At 67.6% G+C, this 23,492-nt stretch carries 20 protein-coding genes; 14 read left to right on the forward strand and 6 right to left on the reverse strand.

All coding sequences use genetic code 11. The features are described from left to right. Window positions 1-25 precede the first annotated feature (25 nt). Complete coding sequence (locus tag AC4PRM_RS10785; protein WP_373257255.1) at window positions 26-556, reverse strand: hypothetical protein; 531 nt, start codon at window positions 554-556, stop codon at window positions 26-28. Between the two features lie 626 nt (window positions 557-1,182). On the opposite strand from AC4PRM_RS10785, the gene AC4PRM_RS10790 reads away from it, so the two are divergent. The 10 genes from AC4PRM_RS10790 to AC4PRM_RS10835 all read left to right on the forward strand — a co-directional run bounded on the left by AC4PRM_RS10790 (window position 1,183) and on the right by AC4PRM_RS10835 (window position 12,113). Continuing rightward, entirely contained in the window at window positions 1,183-2,718 is a 1,536-nt protein-coding gene (locus AC4PRM_RS10790) for a tyrosine-type recombinase/integrase (protein ID WP_492039850.1), read from the forward strand. Window positions 2,719-2,809: 91 nt separating this feature from the next. Beyond that, the gene (locus AC4PRM_RS10795) at window positions 2,810-3,142 is read left to right on the forward strand and encodes an ArsR/SmtB family transcription factor (RefSeq protein WP_492039851.1); all 333 of its coding nucleotides are present in this window, start codon (window positions 2,810-2,812) and stop codon (window positions 3,140-3,142) included. Window positions 3,143-3,150: 8 nt separating this feature from the next. Continuing rightward, on the forward strand, window positions 3,151-3,573 hold the full coding sequence (gene arsC / locus AC4PRM_RS10800) for an arsenate reductase (glutaredoxin) (protein WP_492039852.1): 423 nt from the start codon (window positions 3,151-3,153) through the stop codon (window positions 3,571-3,573). Next, complete coding sequence (locus AC4PRM_RS10805; protein WP_492039853.1) at window positions 3,570-4,331, forward strand: arsenic resistance protein; 762 nt, start codon at window positions 3,570-3,572, stop codon at window positions 4,329-4,331. The genes arsC and AC4PRM_RS10805 overlap by 4 nt, the downstream gene beginning before the upstream one ends. Before the next feature lie 201 nt (window positions 4,332-4,532). Next, the gene (locus AC4PRM_RS10810; protein ID WP_492039854.1) at window positions 4,533-4,931 is read left to right on the forward strand and encodes a hypothetical protein; all 399 of its coding nucleotides are present in this window, start codon (window positions 4,533-4,535) and stop codon (window positions 4,929-4,931) included. A gap of 48 nt (window positions 4,932-4,979) precedes the next feature. Continuing rightward, window positions 4,980-6,281 (forward strand): TolC family protein, encoded by a 1,302-nt coding sequence (locus AC4PRM_RS10815; protein WP_492039855.1) that lies wholly within the window; start codon window positions 4,980-4,982, stop codon window positions 6,279-6,281. Further along, window positions 6,278-7,531, forward strand: coding sequence for an efflux RND transporter periplasmic adaptor subunit (locus AC4PRM_RS10820; RefSeq protein WP_492039856.1), 1,254 nt, complete (start codon window positions 6,278-6,280; stop codon window positions 7,529-7,531). The genes AC4PRM_RS10815 and AC4PRM_RS10820 overlap by 4 nt, the downstream gene beginning before the upstream one ends. 14 nt (window positions 7,532-7,545) lie before the next feature. Then, on the forward strand, window positions 7,546-10,728 hold the full coding sequence (locus AC4PRM_RS10825) for an efflux RND transporter permease subunit (RefSeq protein ID WP_492039857.1): 3,183 nt from the start codon (window positions 7,546-7,548) through the stop codon (window positions 10,726-10,728). Further along, window positions 10,725-11,453, forward strand: a complete 729-nt coding sequence (locus tag AC4PRM_RS10830) for a HupE/UreJ family protein (RefSeq protein WP_492039858.1) — start codon at window positions 10,725-10,727, stop codon at window positions 11,451-11,453. The genes AC4PRM_RS10825 and AC4PRM_RS10830 overlap by 4 nt, the downstream gene beginning before the upstream one ends. A 15-nt stretch (window positions 11,454-11,468) precedes the next feature. Beyond that, entirely contained in the window at window positions 11,469-12,113 is a 645-nt protein-coding gene (locus AC4PRM_RS10835) for a transmembrane anchor protein (protein ID WP_492039859.1), read from the forward strand. Window positions 12,114-12,118: 5 nt separating this feature from the next. On the opposite strand, the gene AC4PRM_RS10840 is transcribed toward AC4PRM_RS10835, so the two are convergent. Continuing rightward, the gene (locus AC4PRM_RS10840) at window positions 12,119-12,394 is read right to left on the reverse strand and encodes a metal-sensing transcriptional repressor (RefSeq protein WP_154726847.1); all 276 of its coding nucleotides are present in this window, start codon (window positions 12,392-12,394) and stop codon (window positions 12,119-12,121) included. A 70-nt stretch (window positions 12,395-12,464) separates the two neighbouring features. Between AC4PRM_RS10840 and AC4PRM_RS10845 the strand changes: the two genes are divergently transcribed. Together AC4PRM_RS10845 and AC4PRM_RS10850 are read left to right on the forward strand one after the other, a co-directional pair. Then, window positions 12,465-13,790, forward strand: coding sequence for an MFS transporter (locus AC4PRM_RS10845; RefSeq protein WP_492039860.1), 1,326 nt, complete (start codon window positions 12,465-12,467; stop codon window positions 13,788-13,790). Between the two features lie 73 nt (window positions 13,791-13,863). Next, complete coding sequence (locus AC4PRM_RS10850; RefSeq protein ID WP_492039861.1) at window positions 13,864-15,030, forward strand: acyltransferase family protein; 1,167 nt, start codon at window positions 13,864-13,866, stop codon at window positions 15,028-15,030. Here AC4PRM_RS10850 and AC4PRM_RS10855 read toward each other — a convergent pair. From AC4PRM_RS10855 to AC4PRM_RS10870, 4 genes are all read right to left on the reverse strand, one after another. Continuing rightward, on the reverse strand, window positions 14,995-15,453 hold the full coding sequence (locus tag AC4PRM_RS10855; protein ID WP_492039862.1) for a DUF411 domain-containing protein: 459 nt from the start codon (window positions 15,451-15,453) through the stop codon (window positions 14,995-14,997). The two genes, AC4PRM_RS10850 and AC4PRM_RS10855, sit on opposite strands and share 36 nt — an antisense overlap. A gap of 185 nt (window positions 15,454-15,638) precedes the next feature. After that, window positions 15,639-17,576, reverse strand: coding sequence for an FTR1 family protein (locus tag AC4PRM_RS10860; protein WP_492039863.1), 1,938 nt, complete (start codon window positions 17,574-17,576; stop codon window positions 15,639-15,641). Window positions 17,577-17,779: 203 nt separating this feature from the next. Beyond that, entirely contained in the window at window positions 17,780-18,904 is a 1,125-nt protein-coding gene (locus tag AC4PRM_RS10865) for an acyltransferase family protein (protein ID WP_492039864.1), read from the reverse strand. An 892-nt stretch (window positions 18,905-19,796) separates the two neighbouring features. After that, the gene (locus AC4PRM_RS10870) at window positions 19,797-20,072 is read right to left on the reverse strand and encodes a metal-sensitive transcriptional regulator (RefSeq protein WP_035308104.1); all 276 of its coding nucleotides are present in this window, start codon (window positions 20,070-20,072) and stop codon (window positions 19,797-19,799) included. A 101-nt stretch (window positions 20,073-20,173) separates the two neighbouring features. Between AC4PRM_RS10870 and AC4PRM_RS10875 the strand changes: the two genes are divergently transcribed. Next, window positions 20,174-22,528 (forward strand): heavy metal translocating P-type ATPase, encoded by a 2,355-nt coding sequence (locus AC4PRM_RS10875; RefSeq protein ID WP_035308102.1) that lies wholly within the window; start codon window positions 20,174-20,176, stop codon window positions 22,526-22,528. 281 nt (window positions 22,529-22,809) lie between these two features. Then, window positions 22,810-23,490, forward strand: a complete 681-nt coding sequence (locus tag AC4PRM_RS10880; RefSeq protein WP_052004990.1) for a DUF305 domain-containing protein — start codon at window positions 22,810-22,812, stop codon at window positions 23,488-23,490. The last annotated feature ends 2 nt before the right edge of the window (window positions 23,491-23,492 follow it).

Genomic DNA, 23,492 nt, shown 5'->3' on the forward strand with positions numbered 1-23,492 from the left:
AAAGCCTGTTTGGCCTGAAACTATACTACAGAGCGGTAACCGTTACTGTAAGCGTCTCCGAATAGTCTCCGGCCAGCAAGCCTGCACCGGAAGGCATATCCGTCTTGAACGTCAGTCGTGCACCACCGGCGGCGATGGCTTCACCGCTGTTCATGGTCCTGCGCGAGCGCAGGTCGCGACTGTCGAAACTGCGATCCAGCATCGAAGGCTGAGGGCTGATAACCGGCACCTCGACGCGGACTGAGTAGGGAAGGGTTCCGGCGAACGGGCCCTGGCCCTGGGGCATGGTCGCATGCGCCAGTCCACCGCGCGGCGAGCTGAGGCCCAGTTCGAACGGGACATTGCAGTCCAGATCCAGGGTCGCGACCGCCGTCTCGTTTCCGGTCAGTTCGCCGAAGTTGATGTCTCCGCCCCCGGCGACCGCACAGCCGCCCATGATCCGGCCGGTCAGCGAAACGTCCAGTTTGGAGAAGGTGGCGACAACGCTCTTGTCTGCCGCCGATTGCGCGGCGGCCGACGTCGCGGTCAGCCCCAGGCCTGCCATGGCGGCGGTCATTGCACACGCTGCGGCAAGAGCCCCGCGGTACGCCTTTGATTGCTTACGCATCTTCCCACCCTCATCGCCGCGTTGTGCGGCATCGCCTTTCCGGCGACTTCCCCGATCCCCTTCCAAGACCCGTGCCATCCCGAAATGGGACAGTGAGCGAATCCGCCCAGGCTTCAGATGGGGTTAACAAATCTCTAACAGCGAGGGTCAATACCCGTGAAATTGGGTTCTCGCAACACTGTTATCCTGTTGGGGGAATTGAGTTATGGCCAAGCTTCTGCTGGCTGCGACCGAGGTTTCGTGGTTCGGGACCAAGCAGCATCCGTGAACGGATCAACACCGATCAGGCGATGGTGTGACGGTGTCTGCTGGTGTTCGCGGTAATCAGGTGAGATCGATGGTGGATGCGACAGGGATTGAACCTGTGACCCCCTCGGTGTGAAGGGCCTCAAAGCCATTTCAGGGCGTTTCAGGACTGTGCATAACTCGATAGATATCTGAAAAATGTAGTTTTAATTTTTCAGCACTTTTCTTGCTTTTTCGGGAAATTCTGTATCTGGCGCCCCACCAGCGCCCCAGAAACTGCTAGGTTGGGACGCGTTTGATTTGCAGCGCAGGCGCGAGGAGAGCGCATTGTGGCCCGCCTTCTGCTTACCACGGACCGTCAGATCGCTGGGCTGAAACCCGCTGACAAGGTCTACGAGATGGGGATCGGCGGCAGCCGGGGTTTGGGGGTTCGCGTCTTTCCCACGGGGCTGAAGCAATTCGAGTTCCGCTATGTCGCCGCGAACGGAACGAGGCGACGTCTCGGCCTCGGCGCCTATCCCGACCTGTCGCTGGCCGACGCCCGCATCAAGGTCGCGGGATTGCGCATCGCGGTGGTGGACGGTGGGGATCCCGTCGCGGAAAAGACCGCCGCCCGTGAACGGGCGCGGACCGGCGAAACCCTCGACGAACTCGCCGAGGCTTACTGGCAGGCGGCGACGGTGGGACTTCACGGTGGGCGCCGTCGGCCGAAGCGGGAGGTCACCCTCAGCAACGAACGCCAGATGTGGCGAAACCACATCAAGGTCCCTCTGGGCGCGCGGCCGTTCACCGAGATCCGGCGCGCGGACGTCAAGGTTTTCATGCGCAAGCTGGTGACCGACAGCGGGTTGGCGGCCGCCAGCGTGGCGTCGATCGGCGCCCTGCTGCACGCCGTCCTGGGGTTCGCCGTGCTCGAGGAGCGTATCGAGGCCAATCCCGCGCTCGGCCTGGCCCGCCCGCTGGCGCTCACCTCGCGCGAACGCATGTTCGATGACGCGGCCTTGAAGACGCTCTGGGACGCATCATCCGAGGCGTCCGTGCCGCGGGCGCCGGGCGAGAAGACGGCGGGCATTCATGCCCGTCTCGAGCCGGCGATGGGCCTGGCCATCCAGCTGTTGATGCTGACGTTGACGCGCCGCAACGAGGTCGCCGGCGCGCTCAAGACGGAGTTCGACCGGACGGCGAAGATCTGGACCATTCCGTCGGAGCGGGCCAAGGCCAAGCATCAACATGTGGTCCCCTTGGGCGCCGATGCGATCGAGGTTCTGGAGGTTGCCTGGGCCCTCGATCCGGGCAGTCCCTACCTCTTTCCATCGGCCCGATCTCCGGGCCAGCACCTGGACCCGCACGCCATCACCCGCGCGTTCGCCCGGACCTGCGCGCGCAGGAAGCTGGCGGTCGGCTCACCTCACGACGTCCGGCGGTCGGGCGCGACCACGCTCACGGGGCGCTATGGCGTCAGCCGGTTCGTGGTCGGGCTGGTGCTGGGGCATACGCCCAATGAAGGCGCGGCGGTCACCAGCGTCTATGATCGGCACACCTATGTGCCGGAGAAGCGGGCGGCGCTGGAGCTGTGGGCGAACCATCTCGTCCGGCCAGGTCGAGCGGTGGCGTCCCGCTCGATAGCGACCGTGACGGCGCCCGGGCTCGCGGCCGACACCCATGTCGGGGAGGCCAAGGCGCGCGCGCTGGCCCTGTGTCAGACGGGAGATCTGCACGAAGCGGTGCTGTCGATCTGCATGGACCTGTCCCGTCATCCGGACACCGCCAACTCGCATCTGGCGATCCTGGGCAAGGTCGGCCTGGAACGCGCCGCCGCGGGTTCGCGCGCGCAGGTCGAGGACTGGATCAGCGGGTTCCGATAGGCCTTGGAAGACGGTCGCGGACACAGTCTTGTCTTATGACCAAAACCGGAGAGCGACTTGAATATATCCATACTTCGACTAATTCGGAAATATGGAAACAGAACCGGCCATCCTCGCTCTCGCCGCATTGGCGCAATCAACAAGGCTGGAGGCGTTCCGCCTCCTCGTTCGTCACGAGCCCCTCGGTCTGCCGGCGGGCGAAGTCGCCAACCATCTGGCAATCCTGCCGAACACCCTGTCCTCTCATCTCGGCGTCCTGTCACGCGCGGGATTGATCAAATCCGAGCGTCGTAGCCGGTCGATCATCTACCGGGCCGATCTGGAGCGGATCCGAGGGTTGGTGATGTTCCTGCTCAAGGATTGTTGCGAAGGCAGATCGGAGCTGTGCGCTCCGCTCCTGGCCGAGCTGGCCTGCTGCGACTGAGGCTCGAAATGGACGTCGTCATCTACCACAACCCCGCCTGCGGGACGTCGCGCAACGCGCTTGAGCTGCTTCGCCACGTCGGGATCGAGCCGCATGTGATCGAATATCTGAAGACGCCGCCATCGCGCGCCATGGTCGCCTGGCTCGCCGAACGGACCGGCGCGCCGTTACGGAACCTGTTGCGCGAGAAGGGCACGCCCTTCGCCGAGCTCGGCCTCGGAAACCCCGACCTGACGGACGATCAGCTCCTCGACGCGATCGAGGCCCATCCGATCCTGCTCAATCGCCCGGTCGTCGTCAGCCCTCTGGGTGTCCGGCTCTGTCGGCCGTCGGAGGCCGTGCTCGGCCTTCTGCCCGCAGGCGATCTCAAGCCCTTCACGAAAGAAGACGGCGAGGTCGTGATCGACGCCGCTGGCAAGCGGGTGGAATGATGATCGACACGCCCGTCACAGCCACAGCAGCCCCGCGTCGCCTGTCCTTTCTCGATCGCTGGCTGACGGTGTGGATCTTCGCCGCCATGGCGTTGGGCGTCGCTCTTGGGACCTTGGCGCCCGGTCTTTCCGCCTGGGTCGACGGCCTTTCGGTCGGCACGACGAACATCCCGATCGCCATCGGCCTGATCCTGATGATGTACCCGCCGCTGGCGAAGGTGCGATACGAGGAACTGCCGCGCGTCTTCGCCGACAAGCGGGTGCTGGCCCTGTCCCTGTTTCAGAACTGGGTGCTGGGCCCGGTGCTGATGTTCGCCCGTCGCGGCGCGGACTGGTACGAACGCCGCTTCCTGCCGCGCATCGGGCCGATCACCCTGATCGCGCTGCTGTTCACCATCGTCGTCATGTTCAGCCTGAAGGGCGGCGAGGTCGTGGCCCTGCCGCTGGACGCCCTGCGCATCGCCGTGCCGCTGACGATCTATTTCCTCGTCATGTTCGTCGTCAGCTTCCTCATGGGCCGGCTGATCGAGGCCGACTATCCGCGCACGACCGCCCTGGCCTTCACCGCGGCCTCGAACAATTTCGAACTGGCGATCGCAGTGGCGATCACCGCCTTTGGCCTGACCTCGCCGGTCGCCTTCGCGGCGGTCATCGGTCCCCTGGTCGAGGTCCCGGTGCTGATTCTGCTGGTGTCGGTCGCGCTCTGGATGGGCCGACGCTGGTTTCCAGACACGGCCCCGCCGGCGGACGCCGTCTGACGGTCGTGTCGCATCGGCTCAACGCGAACGGGTCCGGTCTGATCGCGATCCGGGGCAGGACTGGGCGGGAACGTTCCTGGCGCTTGATGTCATCAATCCGCGAGGGCGCACCCTGAGCCGCGAGGATCAAGTCGCGCGACTTGACGGCCCGGTCGCGTTGCAGTTTGCCGTCAGGCGCGATATCGGCGGGTGAGGCCCTCTTTGACCAAACTGATTCCGACCCTTTGCGCCATCATCTGCGTCGCCGTTGTCGGGGCGATGATGACGCATGGCATGTCGGATCTGCGCCACGAGGTGTCACACGCGACGGTCGAGCAGGCGGGTTCGATCGGACACGATCACGCCGTCGAACACGACCCGGCCACCGAAGTTGATGTCGCCTCGGCGGATGCAGACGACTCTTCTGGGTCCCTCCCGCCCGGCCATCATCACCACGGCGGCGGCGACACGCAGGTGGCGCTCCCTGGCCAGGAGGGGGGCTTGCCCCACCTGACCGAGGCGCGTGGAGGATCTGCTTTCCTGCGCGTCAACCAATTGCCTGAAGGGCTGATCGGCGACGGTCCGGAACACCCTCCCAAACAGCTGCGCACGATCGCCTGATCCGTCGCGACCCTCCGGTCGCACGCGCACTGTTTTTCGGAGACTTCCTTGAAGAAGCACATGACCGGCCCCGCCGGATCGTGGGCGTGTCTGGCCGTCGTTTCGACGCTGGCGCTCTCACTGGCGGCCGCCCCGCTTACGCCCGTCCTCGCTCAGGAGGCCGTAGCCCCTGCACGACTGACTTTGGCTGAGGCCCTGGCGCGATCGGCGGCCGCAGATCCGGCCGCGGCCGCGACCGAGGCCCGGTTGAGGGCAGCGGAGGCCGGCGTCCGCCAGGCCGATGTTCGCCCCAACCCGACCCTGGGGCTGATGGTGGAGAACCTTCCGAGCTTCGGGGGCGGCGGGATCGCCGATCGGACGGAAGCCACGCTCACCTATGAGCAGCGGCTTGAGCGCGGCGGCGATCGGCCCGCCCGCGTCTCGCTCGCCCGCGCCGAAGCCGCGGTCGTCCAGGCCGAGGCGCTGGTCCGGCGCCTCGATCGTCTGGAGATGGTCCAACGCGCCTGGGCCGAAGCGCTCGCCGCCCAGGCCGAACTGGAGATCGCGGCTGAGCGCCTCGACCTCGCCGACCGTTTCCAGTCCGAGGTCCAGCGCCGCGTCGACATGGCGCGCGACCCTCTGTTCGCCGGCGCGCGCGCCGAGGCTGAACTCGCCCAGGCCCAGATCGATTTCGATCAAGCCGGGATCAATGCGCGGTTGACCCGCGCCACCTTGTCGCGGTTCTGGACCGGCGCCGCGGACTTCACGCTGGAGTCGACCGATTTCACCGACACGAGCGCATCGCGCGCGGTGGCGGGCGATGTCGCCGAGGCGGACCTGACGATCTTCACAGCGCAACGCGAGATCGCGGGCGCCCGGGTGCGGGTCGAACAGGCGCGGGCGATGCCCGACGCCACCGTCAGCGTCGGGGTCCGCAGCCTCTGGGACGACGGCGCCGTCGGCTTGGTCGTCGGCGGCTCCATTCCGCTCGGTCGCTACGATCGAAACGAGGGGGCGATCGACCGCGCCCGCGCTGAGGGCCTGGCCGCCGAGGGCGATCTGGCCGCGGCCCGCCAGGAGCGGGAGCGGGACATCGCCCGCCATCAGGTCCTGCTGGCATCGCGTGCGCTGGAGGCGCGTCGGATCCAGGACGAAACCCTGCCCTTGGCCGAGCGTGCCGTCGCCCTCGTCCGGGAGGGTTTTAACCGGGGCGGCTTCACTTACAACGACGTCATCAGCGCCCAGCGAGCCCTGCTCGAAACGCGCGCGCGCCGCGTAGCCGTCCTCAAGCAATTTCACATCGATCGCGCCCGCCTTGACCGGTTGACCGGCGCGCATGCCGACCTGCTCGGTCTGGAGACCCAACCATGAGCCGTCACACACCCACCCGGCGCATCATCGCCGCCTCGCTGCTGGCCTTGGCCGTCGGCGTCTCGGCCTGCGGCCAGGGAACAGCAGACAAGGCCGAGGGTGAAGTCGCCGCCGGCGACTACGAGAGAGGCCCCCATCGCGGGCGGATGTTGCGCGACGGCGACTTCGCGCTGGAGGTCACCATCTACGAGGAAGGACCGGAGCCGCTTTACCGGCTCTACGCCTACCTGAAGGACAAGCCCGTAGATCCGCGTCAGGTCCAGGCTTCGATCGCCCTGACCCGCCTGGGAGGCAGGGTCGACCGCTTCGCCTTCACCCCCTTCGAGGATTATCTGGCCAGCCCCACCGTCGTGGCCGAGCCGCATTCCTTCGACGTCAGCGTCGCGGCCACCCATGCGGGCAAGCGCCACGCCTGGGCCTATCCGTCCTATGAGGGCAGGACCATCATCACGCCCGACGCGGCGCGGGCCGGCGGCGTGACCACCGAGCGGGCGGGCTCAGCCCATCTGGGCGAATCCCTGCCCTTGACGGGGCGGATCGAGATCACGCCCGAGGGCCAGAGCGAGGTCCATGCCCGCTATCCCGGTCGAGTCATGGCGATGTCGGTCCAGCTAGGCGACCGCGTCCGGCGTGGGCAGGTGGTGGCGCGCGTCGAGTCCAGTGAAAGCCTCCAGACCTATTCCGTCACCGCGCCCATCTCGGGCGTGATCATGGCCAAGAACACGAATGTGGGTTCGATCACGGGCGGCGGCGATCCCATGCTGGTCATCGGCGACCCAAGCCAGGTCCACGCCGAATTCTTCCTCTATCCCCGCGACGCCGAGCGCGTCCGGGTCGGCCAAAGGGTCGAGGTCGTCAGCCTGGCGGGGGATCACCGCATCAATGCGGTCATCGAGGCAATCCTGCCCACCGCCGACCTGACCAACCAGACCCTGATCGCCCACGTCCACCTGCCGTCTCAAAACGGGGCCTGGCGCCCCGGGCTGGGGGTCAGGGGCACGGTTCAGGTGGCCACCAGCGAGGTTCCCCTCGCCGTCCAGACCAAAGCCATCCAGCCGTTCCGGGACTTCCAGGTCGTCTACGCCAAGGTGGGCGACACCTATGAGGTGCGGATGCTGGAACTCGGTCGCCGCACGCCGGAATGGACCGAGGTCCTGGGTGGCCTCGAACCCGGCGCCGAATATGTCGTCGACGGCGCCTTCCTCATCCGCGCGGACATCGACAAGTCCGGCGCGAGCCATGACCACTAGGGGGCGCGCACATCATGCTTGAACGCATCGTCGCGCTGTCGATCCGGTTCCGCTGGATCGTCATGGCGCTCGTCCTTCTGGCCTGCGCGGTGGGGGTCTGGAGTTTCCAGCGTCTGCCCATCGACGCCACGCCCGACATCACCAACGTCCAGGTCCAGATCAGCACCGAGGCCCCCGGCTTCTCGCCTTTGGAGTCCGAACAGAGGATCACCTTTCCGATCGAGACTGCCGTCGCGGGCGTGCCTGGCCTTGAATACACCCGCTCGATCTCCCGCTACGGGCTCAGTCAGGTCACGATCGTCTTCGAAGACGGCACAGACATCTATTTCGCGCGCCAGCTGGTCAACGAAAGGCTTCAGGCCGCGCGCGGGCAACTTCCCGAAGGCCTGACCCCCGAACTCGGCCCCATCGCCACGGGGCTGGGCGAAATCTTCATGTATACGGTGGTTGCCGAGCAGGGCGCGCGGCGTCCGGACGGCGAACCCTACACCGCCGAAGATTTGCGAACGCTTCAGGACTGGGTGATCCGGCCCCAGCTTCGCAACACGCCGGGCGTCACCGAGGTGAACACCATCGGCGGGTTCGAGCGGCAGTATCACGTCACCCCATACCCCGATCGGCTGGCCGCCTACGGCGTCACCATGGCCGAGGTGGTCGAGGCGCTGAACCGCAATAACGCCAACGTCGGCGCGGGCTATGTCGAACGCTTTGGCGAACAGTATCTGGTCCGCGTCGCGGGGCAGGCGTCAGGGATCGAGGACCTGGGCGCCATCGTCGTGTCGAATCGCGGCGGCGCCCCGATCCGTGTCGGCGATGTCGCCGACGTAATCATGGGCGAGGAACTGCGCACCGGCGCGGCGACCCAGGACGGCGAGGAGATCGTGCTGGGCACGGTCTTCATGCTGGTCGGCGAAAACAGCCGCACGGTGGCTCAAGCCGCCGCCGCCCGGTTGGAGACCGCCGCCGCCTCCCTGCCGGCCGGCGTCAGCGCCATCGCCGTCTATGACCGGACCGATCTGGTCGACCGGGCGATCCATACGGTCGAAAAGAACCTGGTCGAGGGCGCGCTGCTGGTCATCGTCGTGCTGTTCCTGCTGCTCGGGAACATCCGCGCCGCCCTGATCACGGCGGCCGTCATCCCCGTGACCATGTTGATGACCATCACGGGCATGGTTCAGACCGGCACCTCCGGCAATCTGATGAGCCTCGGCGCGCTCGATTTCGGCCTGATCGTCGATGGGGCCGTCATCATCGTCGAGAACTGCCTGCGTCGCTTCGGCGAGGCGCAGCACCGTCTGGGTCGCGTGCTGAACCGCGAAGAACGCTTCAGTCTGGCCGCCACGGCGTCGAGCGAAGTCATCCGTCCGTCGCTGTTCGGCGTGCTGATCATCACCCTCGTCTACGTGCCGATCTTCGCCCTGACCGGGGTGGAGGGGAAGATGTTCCATCCTATGGCGATCACCGTCGTCATGGCCTTGACCATCGCGCTCGTCCTGTCGCTGACCTTCGTGCCGGCGGCGGTGGCCATGTTCGTCACCGGAAAGGTTGAGGAGAAAGACAGCTTCATCATGCGCGGCGCTCGTCGCTTTTATGAGCCCGCGCTGGACGTGGCCTTGAGGCTGCGGGTCGCTTTCGTCGGCGTCGCCATCGCCCTGGTGGTGATTGCCGGTCTGGGGGCCTCCCGAATGGGCTCGGAGTTCATCCCAAACCTCGACGAGGGCGACATCGCCATGCACGCCCTCCGCATCCCCGGCACCAGCCTGACCCAGGCGGTGCAGATGCAGACGGCGCTGGAACGGCGTCTGGCCCGGTTTCCGGAGGTTGAACGCGTCTTCGCCAAGATCGGCACGGCCGAGGTCGCCACCGACCCTATGCCGCCCTCGGTCGCCGACACCTTCATCATGCTGAAGGACCGGTCCGAATGGCCCGATCCGAGAAGGCCCAAGGCCGAGCTGGTCGAGGAGATGCGGGCGGCGGTCGAACTGATCCCCGGCAACAACTACGAATTCACCCAGCCGATCCAGATGCGGTTCAACGAACTGCTCTCCGGCGTCCGCGCCGACGTCGCCATTAAGGTCTTCGGCGACGACCTGGACCAGCTTCTGGAAGTCGGTCAGGCGGTCGACGGCGTCATCGGCGGCATTCCCGGAGCCCAGGACGTGGCGGTCGAACAGGTCACCGGCCTGCCGGTTCTTCAGATCACGCCGGATCGGGCGGCGCTCGCCCGGATGGGGCTCAGCATGGAAGACGTCCAGCAGGTCGTGTCCGCCTCGATCGGCGGCATGACAGCGGGTCAGGTGTTCGAGGGCGACCGCCGCTTCGACGTCGTGGTTCGGATGCCCGAGGAGATGCGCCAGAACACCGACGCGATCGGTCGACTTCAGATTCCGCTTCCGTCCAACGGTGGCGGCGGGCGCGCCTTCGTGCCGCTGGAGGAGGTGGCGACCATCGCGGTCGAACAGGGGCCGAACCAGATCAGCCGCGAGGACGGCAAGCGGCGCGTGGTCGTCACCGCCAACGTCCGCGACCGCGATCTGGGCTCGTTCATCGCCGAGGTGCAGGACAAGGTCGGGGCTGAGGTCGAGGTCCCCGCCGGTTACTGGATCAGCTACGGCGGCACGTTCGAGCAACTAATCTCGGCGGCCAAGCGGTTGCAACTGGTGGTGCCGGTGGTGCTGCTGCTGATCTTCGGCCTGCTGTTCGCCCTGTTCCGCTCGGTAAAGGACTCGGCCATCGTCTTCTCCGGGGTGCCTCTGGCATTGACCGGGGGCGTGGCTGCTCTGGCGATGCGAGGCCTGCCCTTGTCCATCTCGGCGGCGGTCGGCTTCATCGCCCTGTCCGGCGTCGCGGTGCTGAACGGCGTCGTCATGGTCAGCTTCATCCGCACCCTAATCGCCGAGGGCAGGCCGCTCGGCGAGGCGATCCGCGAGGGCGCGCTCACGCGGCTGCGGCCGGTGCTGATGACCGCCCTGGTCGCCAGCCTCGGCTTCGTGCCGATGGCGCTGAACGTGGGCGCGGGGGCCGAGGTCCAGCGGCCATTGGCGACCGTCGTGATCGGCGGGATCATCTCCTCCACGATCCTCACCCTGCTGGTCCTGCCGGCTCTCTACAGCCTCGTCCACGGTCGTCCGCCTCGCCCCGCCGGCGCGCGGCCCGGCTGGCTGTCCCGTCTTCCCTTCAAGCGGAGCAACGCATGACCGCCGCGACCCATCGATGGGCCGCCTGGCTGAGGACGCCCGCCGGCGTCCTCGTGCTGGGGCTGCTGATCCTGTTCCTCAACGGCCTGCTGACGGCCGCCTTTGCCCATGGCGTCGCCGAGGGCGACAAGGGCTACATCCAGGAGACCTCGGGCTTCCTGTTCTGGCCGTTCGTCTATCTCGGGGCCAAGCACATGGTCACCGGCTACGACCACCTGCTGTTCCTGCTGGGCGTGATCTTCTTCCTCTACCGGATGAAGGACATCAGCATCTATGTGACCTTGTTCGCCATCGGCCACTCCTCGACCCTGCTGCTCGGCGTGCTGACGGACATCAGCGTCTCGAGTTATCTGGTCGACGCGATCATCGGCCTGTCGGTCGTCTACAAGGCGCTCGACAACATGGGCGCCTATCAGCGCTGGTTCGGTGTCCAGCCCTCGACCAAGGCTGCGACCCTGATCTTCGGCCTGTTCCACGGTTTCGGTCTGGCCACCAAACTTCAGGACTTCCAGCTTTCTTCCGACGGCCTGATCGGCAACCTCATTGCCTTCAACATCGGCGTCGAGGCGGGACAGCTGCTGGCGCTCGGCGCCATCCTCATCGTCATGGGCTTCTGGCGAAGAACGTCCAGCTTCTGGCGACACGCCTACGCCGCCAACGTCGTCCTCATGACCCTCGGTTTCATTCTGACGGGCTATCAGCTCGTCGGCTTCTTCGTCGCCTGATCGGAGACCTGACCCATGTATAACGTCCACAAGCCCGACGCCTCCGAACTGCCCACCACCGCTAAGCTGCTCAAGTCCACCGGCATTGCAGTGGTGGTCGCCTCTGCCCTGCTCGTCACCGTCGTCCTGCCAGCCGAATACGGCGTCGATCCGACCCGGATCGGGTCAATGCTCGGTCTGACCGAGATGGGGCGCGTCAAAGTCTCGCTCGCGGCGGAGGCCCAAGCCGAAACCGCCGCCGAAACCGATGCCGGTCCGGCCGTTCGGCCGACGCCGGGCGCCGGGCCCCCGGCAACCCCGACCGGCGTCGCGGCCAAGGCCGCATCTGCAGCGCCGGCCGCCGGCCTGCGTTCGGACGAAACCGTCCTGACCCTGGCGCCGGATCAGGGGGCCGAGATCAAGCTGGTGATGGAGGAGGGCGCCAGGGTCCGTTTCACCTGGACCAGCAGCGGCGGGGCGATCAATTTCGACACCCACGCCGACCGTCCCGGCACGCCCTATCACGGCTACGGCAAGGGCTCGGAACAGCGGGTCGAGGGCGAACTGGTGGCCGCCTTTGACGGTAGTCACGGGTGGTTCTGGCGCAACCGGACGGGCCAGCCGGTGACGATCACCCTGATCACCGAAGGGGCCTACAGCGAGGTCAAACGCGTGGTCTGACCGGCCTAGAGGTATTTGGTGATGGTTTTGAACTCGGCCATCGCCGTTCGCGCTTCGCTCGGATCGCCTTCGGCGGCATGAGCGAGACAGTGGTCGATATGGTCGTGGATCAAGGTCTTCTTGGCCGCGGCCACGGCCTTTTCGATCGCGTGCAGCTGCTGGGCCAGATCCAGACAGGTCCGCCCGCCCTCGATCATCGCGATGGTCTTGCGCAGGTGACCTTCGACCCGCTTCAGCCGGTTGACGATGTCCTGATGGGTTTCGTGAACGACATGGGCCATGGGGACTTATGCTATCCTCCTGGAGGGGATATGGCTAGCGCTTCCTTCGCTTGATTGCCGGACGCCGCCGATGTTCTCCCCTCTCCGCCATCCCGGTTATCGCCACCTCTTTGTCGCCCAGGTCGCGGCGCTGCTGGGGACGGGGATGGCGACCGTGGCGCTCAGCCTGCTCGCCCATGATCTGGCGGGCGCCGGGGCGGGGGAAATCCTCGGCGCCGCCTTGGCCATCAAGATGGTCGCCTATATCGGCGTGGCTCCGTTCGCCAGCGCCCTGGCGGCGCGCCTCCCCCGAAAAACGTTGCTGGTGTCGCTGGATGTCGTTCGCGCCGTCGTGGCGGCTTCGTTGCCCTTCGTCGGCGAAGCCTGGCAGGTCTACGCCCTGATGACCGTCCTCTATATCGCCTCGGCCGCCTTCACGCCGGCGTTCCAGGCCATGATCCCCGATCTGCTTCCCGACGAGGGGGAGTACACCAAGGCCCTGTCCCTCTCGCGCCTGGCCGCCGACCTCGAGAGCGTGGCCAGCCCGGTGCTCGCCGCCCTGTTGCTGGCCTTCATCAGCTACAACAACCTGTTCGCCGGCACGGCGCTCGGCTTCGTGATCTCGGCCCTGTTCGTGGTCGGTGCGACCTTGCCGCTCCTGAAAAACATCCAGCCCAGACCGTTTCTTCAGCGCCTCACGGGCGGCATACGCCTGTTCGCCCTGACGCCGCGCTTGCGAGGCCTGTTGGCCATCAGCCTGGCGACCGCCGCCGGTGGAGCCGTGGTGCTCGTCAACACCGTGGTCCTGGTGCAGTCGCGCTTCGGTCTTTCCGACCAGGCCACGGCTTGGGCCCTGGCGGCCTTCGGCGGCGGCTCGATGACCGCCGCCGTCGTGCTGCTGCGGCTGCTCGGTCGATTGACCGATCGCCTCGCCATGGTCCTGGGAGCCGCAGTCATGACCGCCGTGCTGTTCGCAGGTCCCTGGCTTGCCGTCTCCTATCCCGCGCTGCTCGCGATGTGGGTCGTCATGGGCTTCGGCTATTCGCTGACGATCACACCGGCGGGCCGGGCGCTGCGGCGATCCTCCACGCCTGACGACAGGCCGGCGCTCTTCGCCGCCCAGTTCGCTCTTTCCCACGCCTGCTGGCTGCTCGCCTATCCCGTGGCCGGACTGGTCAGCGCCCAGGCGCAGCCGGGCGCAGCCTTCCTCGTCCTGGCCGCCCTGTGCGCCCTCGGAACCCTGCTTGGCCTGGTTGTCTGGCCCGCCCACGATCCGGAGAATCTGGTCCATTCCCATGACGACCTGGACCCCGACGATCCGCACCTGGCGGAGGGGGAGCCGTGGCCCGAACGCGGCCATGCGCATCCCTTCGTGATTGACGAGCGGCATCGTCGCTGGCCGTCGAAACGGCGCTGAGGGTTTCAGCCTTCCCGCCAGTCCCCGAGGCGCCGATAACCTTTCCTTGGCCGGCCCGAGGTTATCAGCAGGCATGAGCAAGGATGTCGCCGCGTTGAACGACCGATCGCCGCCGCGCATCGCCCGTGGCGGATGGCTGGATGCGCTCCGGTTCATCGTCGGGGCGCTGATCATCCTCTACCATTTCCGGGAGGCCTCGCCGGTTCCGCTGCCGCAGCTGCATCCGGTGTTCGACCGGGGCTATCTGCTCACCGACTTCTTCATCATCGATTCCGGCTACGTCCTGGCCCGCATCTATGGCGACCGCCTCGCCGCCGGGCAGGCCTCGCTGCGCGCCTACGCGCACCAGCGCCTGCTGCGCGTCATTCCGGCCCACCTCGTCGTCAGCCTGATCCTCGTGGCCATCGTCGGCGGCGCCGCCCTCGCGGGCGTGGCGCCCAGCAATCCGCGCTGGTTCGACTGGTCGCAGCTGCCCGCGCAGGTGTTGCTGGTTCAGGCCTGGGGCGTGCCGGGCGGGCAGGGGTGGAACGCCCCGACCTGGACGCTGTCGGCCCTGATCGGCTGCTATCTCCTCCTGCCATGGATCTGCCGCGCCCTTTGGCGCTGGCCGCCGGTGCTGGTGGTGATCGGCGCGGTAGTCCTTGTCGTCGCCGCCGATCTCGCCGCCTCGCTGTGGCTCGGCGATCCGATCTACCGCCTGCCGATGCGATACGGCATCCTGCGCGCCCTGCCGCTCTTCCTGCTCGGCGTCGCGGCGGCCTACTACGGCTCACGGGTGTATGTCGCGCCGCGCCTCGCGGGGGCGATCGGGCTGGCCGCCGCCGTCGCGCTGGTCATGATGCAGGCCTTTGGCGCCTTCAGCCTGCTGTCTCAGGGCCTGATGACGGTGATCATCTGGGCCGCCGGGGCCATCCCCGTGTTCCGGCCCTCGCGTCTGATCGAACATCTAGCCCTGATGTCGTTCTCGATGTTCCTCACCAATGAGGTGAGCCGCATCGTCTGGTTCGGCCTGCTCGACGCCCTTGGCCAGGATACCCTGCCGTCCGGCGCCCGCTGGGCGCTGTGGTCCGTCGGCTTCGCCGGCGCCTTCGTTGCCGCCGCCATGTTCCGCTACGCCTTCGACCGTCCCGTCCAGACCTGGCTCAACCGCTCACGTACGAACCGGGCCGCCGGAGATCATGCGGCGGTCGCCGCGCCCAGGGCGTCAGGCGCCGTTGTGGCGGCCGAACACGCGGGTTGAGCCGTCGTTGAGGATCAGCACGGTCGTATAGGGCTCGCGGCCCGCCGCCTCCATGCCCGGGGAACCCGCCGGCATGCCGGGGGCGCTCAGCGCCCGGGCGGCCGGTCGTTCGCGCAGCAGCCGGTCGATGTCGCCGGCCGGAACATGGCCCTCGATGGCGTAGGCGTCCACGACAGCGGTGTGGCAGCTCGCGAGCTGGTCGGGGATGCCATGCCGGGCGCGGATCGGGGCCAGGTCGTCCCGCTCGACCACTTCGACGGTCCAGCCGGCCTGGCGCATGTGGGCGATCCAGCCGCCGCAACAGCCGCACCAGGGCGTCTTGTAGGCCGTCATCCGCTTGTCTGTTGCGGCCTGCGCGGCGGCGGCTAGCGCGGCGAGGGGCAGGCCGATCAGAAGGGCGCGGCGAGAGGAACTTGGAGCCATTCCGGACTCTCCTGAAGGTGTGACCCGCATCATGAACCGCGGGTCGTCGCCTGGCCACAGCCAGAGTGTCGCGCTGGTTTCCGCCTGCCCGTCGGCGAGCGGTGGGGTTCAGCCGCTCCAAGCCATTGGCGAGAACGATCTGGCCCTATGACGCTCCGGCGACCAAAACCCCTCCGGACAGGGATCTAAGCCCGAGCCTGAACCCGGCCCTTCCGATCCGCCCACCAGAAGCCAACGATTACGACCGACAGCGCCAGCAGCTGGGCGGTCAGACCTTCCCAAGTGGGAAAGAGGCCGAGGATTTCGACGCGGGGCAGGGCGGCAAGCGGATGCACGTCCATGACGCCGGCCTCCTGGAGGCCGGCGACGCCCTTGCCGGCCAGGACCACCGCCAGACCCGCTATGAGCAGCGCGCTGTAGGCGAAGAATTGCGCGATCGGCAGCCGCTTGCTGAAGATCAGCAGGCCCCAGGCGATTAGGGCGAGACAGACCACCGCCAAGGCCGCGCCGCCGAGCAGGGCGCCTTGGGTCCCCTGGCTCCACAGCGCGGCATAGAAGAGGATGGTCTCGAATACCTCGCGGTAGACCACGATGAAGGCGAGCAGGAACAGGAACCAGGCCGACCGCTTCGACAGCGCCGCCGACAGCTTGTCGCGGATGTAAGCCTGCCACACGCCGGCCTGGGCCTTGCCGTGCATCCATACGCCCACGGACAAGAGCACCACGGCCGAGACCAGCGAGCCGACGCCTTCGGTGAGTTCGCGGCTGGCGCCGCTGATGGCGATCAGCCAGGTGGCCGCCGCCCAGGTCGCGGCGCCCGCCGCCAGCGCGGCGATCCAGCCGCCATGGACGTAGGGGAGCACGTCCTGGCGCTCGGCCTTGCGCAGGAAGGCGATCATCGCGATCACGATCAGCAGGGCCTCCAGCCCCTCGCGCAACAGGATGGTGAAGGCGCCAAGGAAGGTCGAGAGGGCCGAGGCCTGGGAGGGCGCGAGCGCCCGACCGGCCTCGTCGAAGAGCCCGCTCAGGGCTGTCATCTGTGCGGCCACCTCGTCGGCCGGAGCCCGCCCATTGAGGCTGGCGCGAAGCTCGCCCATCGCGGTCTCGATCCGGGCCATCAGCTTCCCATCCCGGGCTCGCAGCAGCGGCTCCACGGGCTCGAAGCCGTCGAGATAGGCCGAAAGCGCCAGCTCCTCGGCCTTGTGGGCGTCTCCGGCGCGATAGGCGGCCAGGCTCTCGGCGAGCTTGCGGCGCGCCAGGTCCAGACCGTCCGTGCTCCCGACCGCAAGGGCTTCCGGATGGCGGCGAAGGTAGGCCACCACCTCGCTCGCCCGCGGCTCCCCGAGGCGCGACGCCAGCGTCGCCGGTGTGACCCGGGTCAGGGCTTCGAGGTCCGGCATCGCGGCGCGCAGCCCGGGATCTTCGCCCCAGGCGCGCTCGCCCGCGCGGCTCGCGCCCCCGGGGTAGGCGAAACCGCCGGCGTAGAAGGCGAGCGCCCAACGGTCCTCGGACGACAGGTGGGCGAAGCTCGGCATCGCGGTGCCGTCGAGACCCTGGCCGATCACCTGATAGAGGCCGAACAGGCTGCGTTCGCGGGCGCGGTCCCGATCGGTGAAGGCGATCGGCGGTGGCTCGAGCCCTGCTGCGCCGGGGCCATCGCCGCGGCCGGTCGCGCCATGGCAGACGGCGCACTGCTCAGCGTAGAGCGCCGCGCCGCGCGGCAGATTTGGGATCGCCTGCGGCGCCAGCGGCGTCGGATAGGCGGCGAGAAGGTCGTCGGCGAGGCTCCGAGCCAGTTGAGCGACCGTTACCGGCGTTTCGCGGGCTTCGACCGCCGAGATCAGGACGGACGACGCGGCGAGAAGCCGGGGCTGAGCCTCATGTGTCGGCAGGGCGGCGATGCGGGCGCGCACCGAGACCGAGAACTCGCGCATCTCGGCGTATTCCGCCGCGCTGATCACCCGACCGCCGGAGACGGCGCCGGGGTAGTCCACGGCGATATAGTCCAGCAGCCGCCAGGCGGTTTCCGCCCCGGGCGTCGCCTCCTGTGCCTGGGCGTGTTGAGGTATCGCGGCCCCCAGCAGCAGTGCGATGACAAGGAAGACGCGAAGCGTCGCCAGCATGAACGGCTCCTGTTCGTGAGATTGAGTCTCACTAGCAGCTAGGATCCCCGAGCCGCTAGAGGATCAGAGGCGTTTGGCGCCTTTTTGGGGACGGTCGCCGCCTCCGGCCTAGTGCGGGCCTGCGGGTGCTGCGGCGCCAGCGCGGCGCCGGCCTGTCGGGATCAATTGACGCCAAGGCAGTACCTACGTCTCGCGGCTCGGGGTCAGGCCGGCGCTGCGGGCGGGGCCCGCCGGCTTTCGAACCGGCGTCGGATCCAGGTTCGCCCGGGTTTCTCAACGAGCAGATGCAGGGCCGCCGCGATCAGCGCCGTGACGACGAACAACCCTGCCAGTTCGACTGGCGTGATGCGGAAGGCGCTGTCGATGCCGCGCACTTCGGCGACGACGCCCTTGAAGGCTACGAGGATGGGCATGTGCACGAGATACAGGGCGAAGGAGGCTTCGCCCGCGAAAACCAGCGCAGGGGCGGCGAGAGGCCCCTCGCAGTCCGCGCGTGCGAGCAGGGACCAGGTCAGGATAACGGGGGCTGAGAGGGCGACGATGATCCGGTCGTCCAACGACAGCTGCATCGCGCCGAGCAACACGAGGGTAGAAGCCAGGGCGGCGGCGATGGCGAAGGGCCGGCTCAAGCGCCATCGATGGCCCAAGCCGTAGAGCGCCATGCCGATCAGAAAGGCCGGCGCGATGCGCAAGATGCCCATGTCGTCCTCGGCTCGAGGCAGAACCTTGCCGAAGGTTGAGACGTAGGCCGCGTCGATGACAACATAGCTGACGACGCCCAAGCCGAGCAGGAACCAAGGACGATGTCTCATCCGGATGTAGAGAAGGGCGTAGGCCGGGAACAGCAGATAGGCGAACCATTCCGCCGAGAGCGACCAGGACGGGCCGCTCCAGTTGTATCCGATTTCGCTTGGAAACCACGCCTGCACCAGGAACAGGGTCTTGAAGAAGCCCTCTGTCGTATAGGTCGAGAGATCGAACGGAACGCCAGAGATTGAAGCTCCGAGCACCATGATCAGAACACCGCCCAAAATCGCCAGATGGAGGGGATAGAGCCGAGCCAAGCGGGCCACGAGGAAGCGCCTGTAGCTGAATGTTCCTGCGGCGAAAGCGGGGCCGTAGACGTGGGCCAGAATGAAGCCCGACAGCATGAAGAAGGCGTCGACCGCCAGCCGGCTTCGCTCGATGATCGGGCTGTAGCCGAGGGCCGGATCCCACTGAAGCTGGTAGTGGAACAGCACCACGCCCATGGCCAGGAAGGCCCGCAGGCTGGTCAGGGCCATCAGATCAGCCGGGTAGCCTTCGTGAGTCGGAGAAACGGACGTCATGAACGATGGCCCCCCAAAGGCAGGCGGCACAGGACGGACCGCTTAATTGGTCTACGCATCGGTCGCCTCCATCCCTCATTCTGTCGCATCTGGGGATCAGGCCTGCCGCGCTGGAGAAAAGGCCATGATCTGATCCTGCGCCGCTCGCGGGCTCATGGCGATCGGCTTGCAGGTTTTCATCGGAAGGCGCGATGACGCGCGCCACCGGCTCAGCCCACAGACCGGCGCGGCCATGGTGAACGATGGCCTGGATCTCATCGAGCGCGGTTTTCTCCATGGGCGATGGATCGGCCGCCCATGCGGGCCCGCACGAAGACCACGTCGCCCACGCCCATGTCGCAATCCAGCTGACCGTGGCTCGCGCGGGCTCGGCCCGCGTGGTTCTGGACGACCGTCGCGCCCCGAGCCGTCAGGCGATCGTCATCGGGCTTTCTGGCGCTGATCGGGCCGGCCCTCGCCTCGTCATTCCGCCCTCCCTGACGGCCCTGTCGAGCCCTGAGGCCCAGCCGGACCGCATCGTGGCGGGCTTCAGAGAACGGCTCGGCGTCAAGGCGTATAAGCTGGATCCACGCCTTGAAGGGGTGCTTCTCAAACCGTCTGAGGACCCGGCGCCCGGAGCCGTCGCCCGTGGGGCCTGGTCGGTCGGCGCCTCAAGGTCCTGGCCTAGGCGCAGATGCAGGCTCCACGTCTTCGCTATGCGCCCGTGATTCTCCGTGGGTTTTTCGGCCTGTTCATCAGCCTGTGGGATCATCTCTTGGGCAAGTTCCGGTCCGGGGCCCACACGCCCCCGGACAGGCCAGATCGGCGTGTCCGATCGGCCCTACTACCCGAGAGGATATTTTAGGACGCTCGCCGAACCAATCCGACAGGCCGTCTAGGGAAATATCCTGCGCTAGCGCGATGCGCGTCCGAGAAGGTTGATCAGTTCTGTGGCCTTGGCCTTGCGATCGGAGAGATCGTCGCCGGTCATCGCCCCCATGACGCAATGGTCGAGGTGGTCTTTCAGCACCTCCCTCTCGACGCGCAGCAGGGCGGCCCGCACGGCCTGGAGCTGGGTGAGGACCTCCACGCAGTAGCGGTCCTCCTCGACCATCCGGGCGATGCCGCGAACCTGGCCCTCGATCCGGTTCAGGCGGTTCAACACCTTGGGTTTGGTTTCCGTCTGCATCCAATTCCTCGTTCTGACCGTTCGACCCTACCCCAGGACAGCGCCTTGCGCGATACCCCCATAGGGTATATCTGGCGTCCAGCTGTTTCAAGGAGCCCGCCATGTCCATGCCCTCCCATTCGCATCCGGCCGGTCACAGCTGCTGTTCGGCCAAATCGGCCGACGGCGGCGCGAAGGCGGTCGATCCGGTCTGCGGCATGACCGTCGATCCCGCGACCGCGGCGCATCGGGCCGTCCACGACGGCCAGCACTATTTCTTCTGTTCGGCGGGCTGCCGGACCAAATTCATCGCCGATCCGGACCGCTATCTCGGCGAGGCCCGGCAACCGGCGCCTGTCATCCCGGGCGCCATCTACACCTGCCCGATGCATCCGGAGGTGCGCCAGGAGGGCCCGGGCTCCTGCCCGATCTGCGGCATGGCGCTGGAGCCGGAGACCGTCACCGCCGAGGCGCCGGTCAATCACGAACTGATCGACTTCACCCGCCGCCTCTGGGTTGCCGCGGTCCTGACCCTGCCCGTCTTCGCGCTCGAGATGGGCGGCCATCTGACCGGACTGGCGATGCGGATTTCGGGCCAAACCTCCAACTGGATCCAGTTCGCGCTGGCGACGCCCGTGGTGCTGTGGGCCGGCTGGCCGTTCTTCCAGCGGGGCTGGGCTTCCCTCCGCAACCGCAGCCTCAACATGTTCACCCTGATCGCCATCGGCGTCGGCGCGGCCTGGATCTACAGCGTGGTCGCGGTGCTGGCGCCGGCTCTGTTCCCGGCGGCGGTCCGCCGGATGGACGGCAGCGCGCCGGTCTATTTCGAGGCAGCGGCCATCATCACCGTCCTGGTTCTGGTGGGCCAGATTCTTGAGCTGCGCGCCCGCGAACAGACGTCCGGCGCCATCCGGGCGCTGCTTGATTTGGCGCCCAAGACCGCGCGGCGGCTCCGTGACGACGGCGGCGACGAGGACGTCACGCTCGACATGGTCGCCGTCGGAGACCGGCTGCGCGTCCGCCCCGGCGAGAAGGTGGCGGTCGATGGCGAGATTCTGGACGGTCGGGTGACCATCGACGAGTCCCTCGTCACGGGTGAATCCATGCCGGTGACCAAGGACGTCGGCGACAAGGTCGTCGCCGGATCGCTCAACAAGACCGGCTCGTTCGTGATGCGGGCCGACAAGGTGGGCGCCGACACCCTTCTGGCGCAGATCGTCCAGATGGTGGCCCAGGCCCAGCGCAGCCGCGCGCCGATCCAGCGGCTGGCCGACAAGGTGTCCGGCTGGTTCGTGCCGGCCGTGATCGCCATCGCGGTTCTCGCCGCCGTCGTCTGGGGCCTGATCGGTCCGGAGCCGCGCCTGTCCTACGCCCTCGTCGCCGCGGTGTCGGTGCTGATCATCGCCTGTCCCTGCGCCCTGGGCCTGGCCACGCCGATCTCGATCATGGTCGGGGTGGGGCGCGGCGCCCACGCCGGGGTGCTGATCAAGAACGCCGAGGCGCTGGAGCGTTTCGAAAAGGTCGACACCTTGGTGCTCGACAAGACCGGTACCCTGACGGAGGGGCGACCGTCGGTGACGGCCATCCGGCCCGCCGCCGGGTTCGACGAGACCGAGCTTCTGAGACTCTCCGCCAGTCTGGAGCGGGCCAGCGAACATCCGCTGGCCGACGCCGTCGTCCGCGCCGCGACGGATCGCAAGCTCGCGCTGTCGGAGGCCTCGGAGTTCGACAGCCCGGTCGGGCGTGGCGTCACCGGGGTGGTCGACGGCCGCCGCGTGGCGCTCGGCAACGGCCGCTACCTCGGCGAGATCGGCGTCGATGTCGCCGCCCTCGAGGCCGAGGCCGAGGCGCTACGCCAGGACGGCGCCACCGCGATCTTCGTGGCCGTGGACGGGGCCGCGGCCGGCGTCCTCGGCATCGCCGACCCGGTCAAGGCGACGACCGCCGGGGCCATTCGCGATCTGAAGGCCGCGGGCCTGCGCCTGGTGATGATGACCGGGGATAACCGGACCACGGCCGAGGCGGTGGCGCGCCGGCTCGGCATAGACGACGTCCAGGCCGAGGTCCTGCCGCAGGACAAGGCGGCGGTCGTCGAGCGGCTGCGCGCCGAGGGCCGGATCGTCGCCATGGCTGGCGACGGGGTCAACGATGCCCCGGCCCTGGCCGCCGCCGATGTTGGTGTGGCCATGGGCGCAGGTTCCGACGTGGCGATCGAGAGCGCCGGCGTCACCCTGCTGGGGGGCGACCTCCAGGGCATCGTCCGGGCCCGCAAGCTGTCGAAGGCGGTGATGAGCAACATTCGCCAGAATCTCGTCTTCGCCTTCGGGTACAACGCCCTGGGCATCCCGGTCGCGGCGGGGCTGCTGTACCCGGTCTTCGGCCTCCTGCTGTCGCCGGCTCTGGCGGCGTTGGCGATGGCCCTGTCCTCCGTGAGCGTCATCGGCAATGCGCTGCGGCTTCGTGCGGTCAGACTTTAACGGGGGCGGCATGGGGGACCGGGGCCAGGAGAAGGCGACGACCGGCGTTTGCGCCATTACGCACTCCGGCAGCCGATCCCTCGCCTGATCCAACAGCGTTCGGGTATATTTGATCAAGGCGGAACCGTGTCGGAGGACCCGGATTTAACTGGCGTTCATGTCCGGTTGCGCAACGGCGCCGAGATCCCGGTTCAAGTCCGCGTCCCGCCGCCGCCCCGCGGCGCTTTCGTCAACTAGCCGCCGGCCGATTCGCCGGCGCCGCCCCACGCCGGAGACACCCGATGTTCAACCTGACCTTCACACGCTCGTCCGTTCTGCTCGCCGGCTGTTCCGCTCTCCTCGTGGCGGCGTGCAGCCCGGCCGCCGAGCCGCCGGCGGCCTCCAAGGCCGACGAGTCGGCGCAGACTCCGGAGCCCATGGCGATGGCGCAGACGCCCTTCTCCGCCGCCGAGGCGAGGATGCACGAGGCCATGAGGTCGGCGACGGGAGCCAGCGCCGGAGAGGCATGGGCCCGCAAGATGATCCCCCATCACCAAGGCGCCCTCGATATGTCCCAGATCGTGCTGCGCGACACGCGGGATGCCGACATTCGCCGGATGGCGCAGAAGACCGTCGAGATGCAGACCGGGGACATCGCCGAGCTCCAGCGTTGGCTCGAAACAAACGTGGGGGCCGCAGCCGGTGCGGCAGCGCCGGGCGGAGGCGGTGAGCCGCCGTTCGCGCCGGCCGAAGCGAAAATGATGGAGGCCATGATGGCCGCGACCGGGGTCGACACGGACCAGACCTGGGCTCGCAAGATGATCGCGCATCACCAGGGCGCCCTCGACATGGCCCAGGTGGTGCTGCGCGAAAGCCAGGACGCCGACATCCGGCGCATGGCGCAGAAGACGATCGAGATGCAGACCGCGGACATCGCGGAGCTGCGCGCCTGGCTGGAGGCTCATCCCGCCAGCGCAGGATGATC

The organism is Brevundimonas sp. DW-iso22 (genome assembly GCF_058725425.1).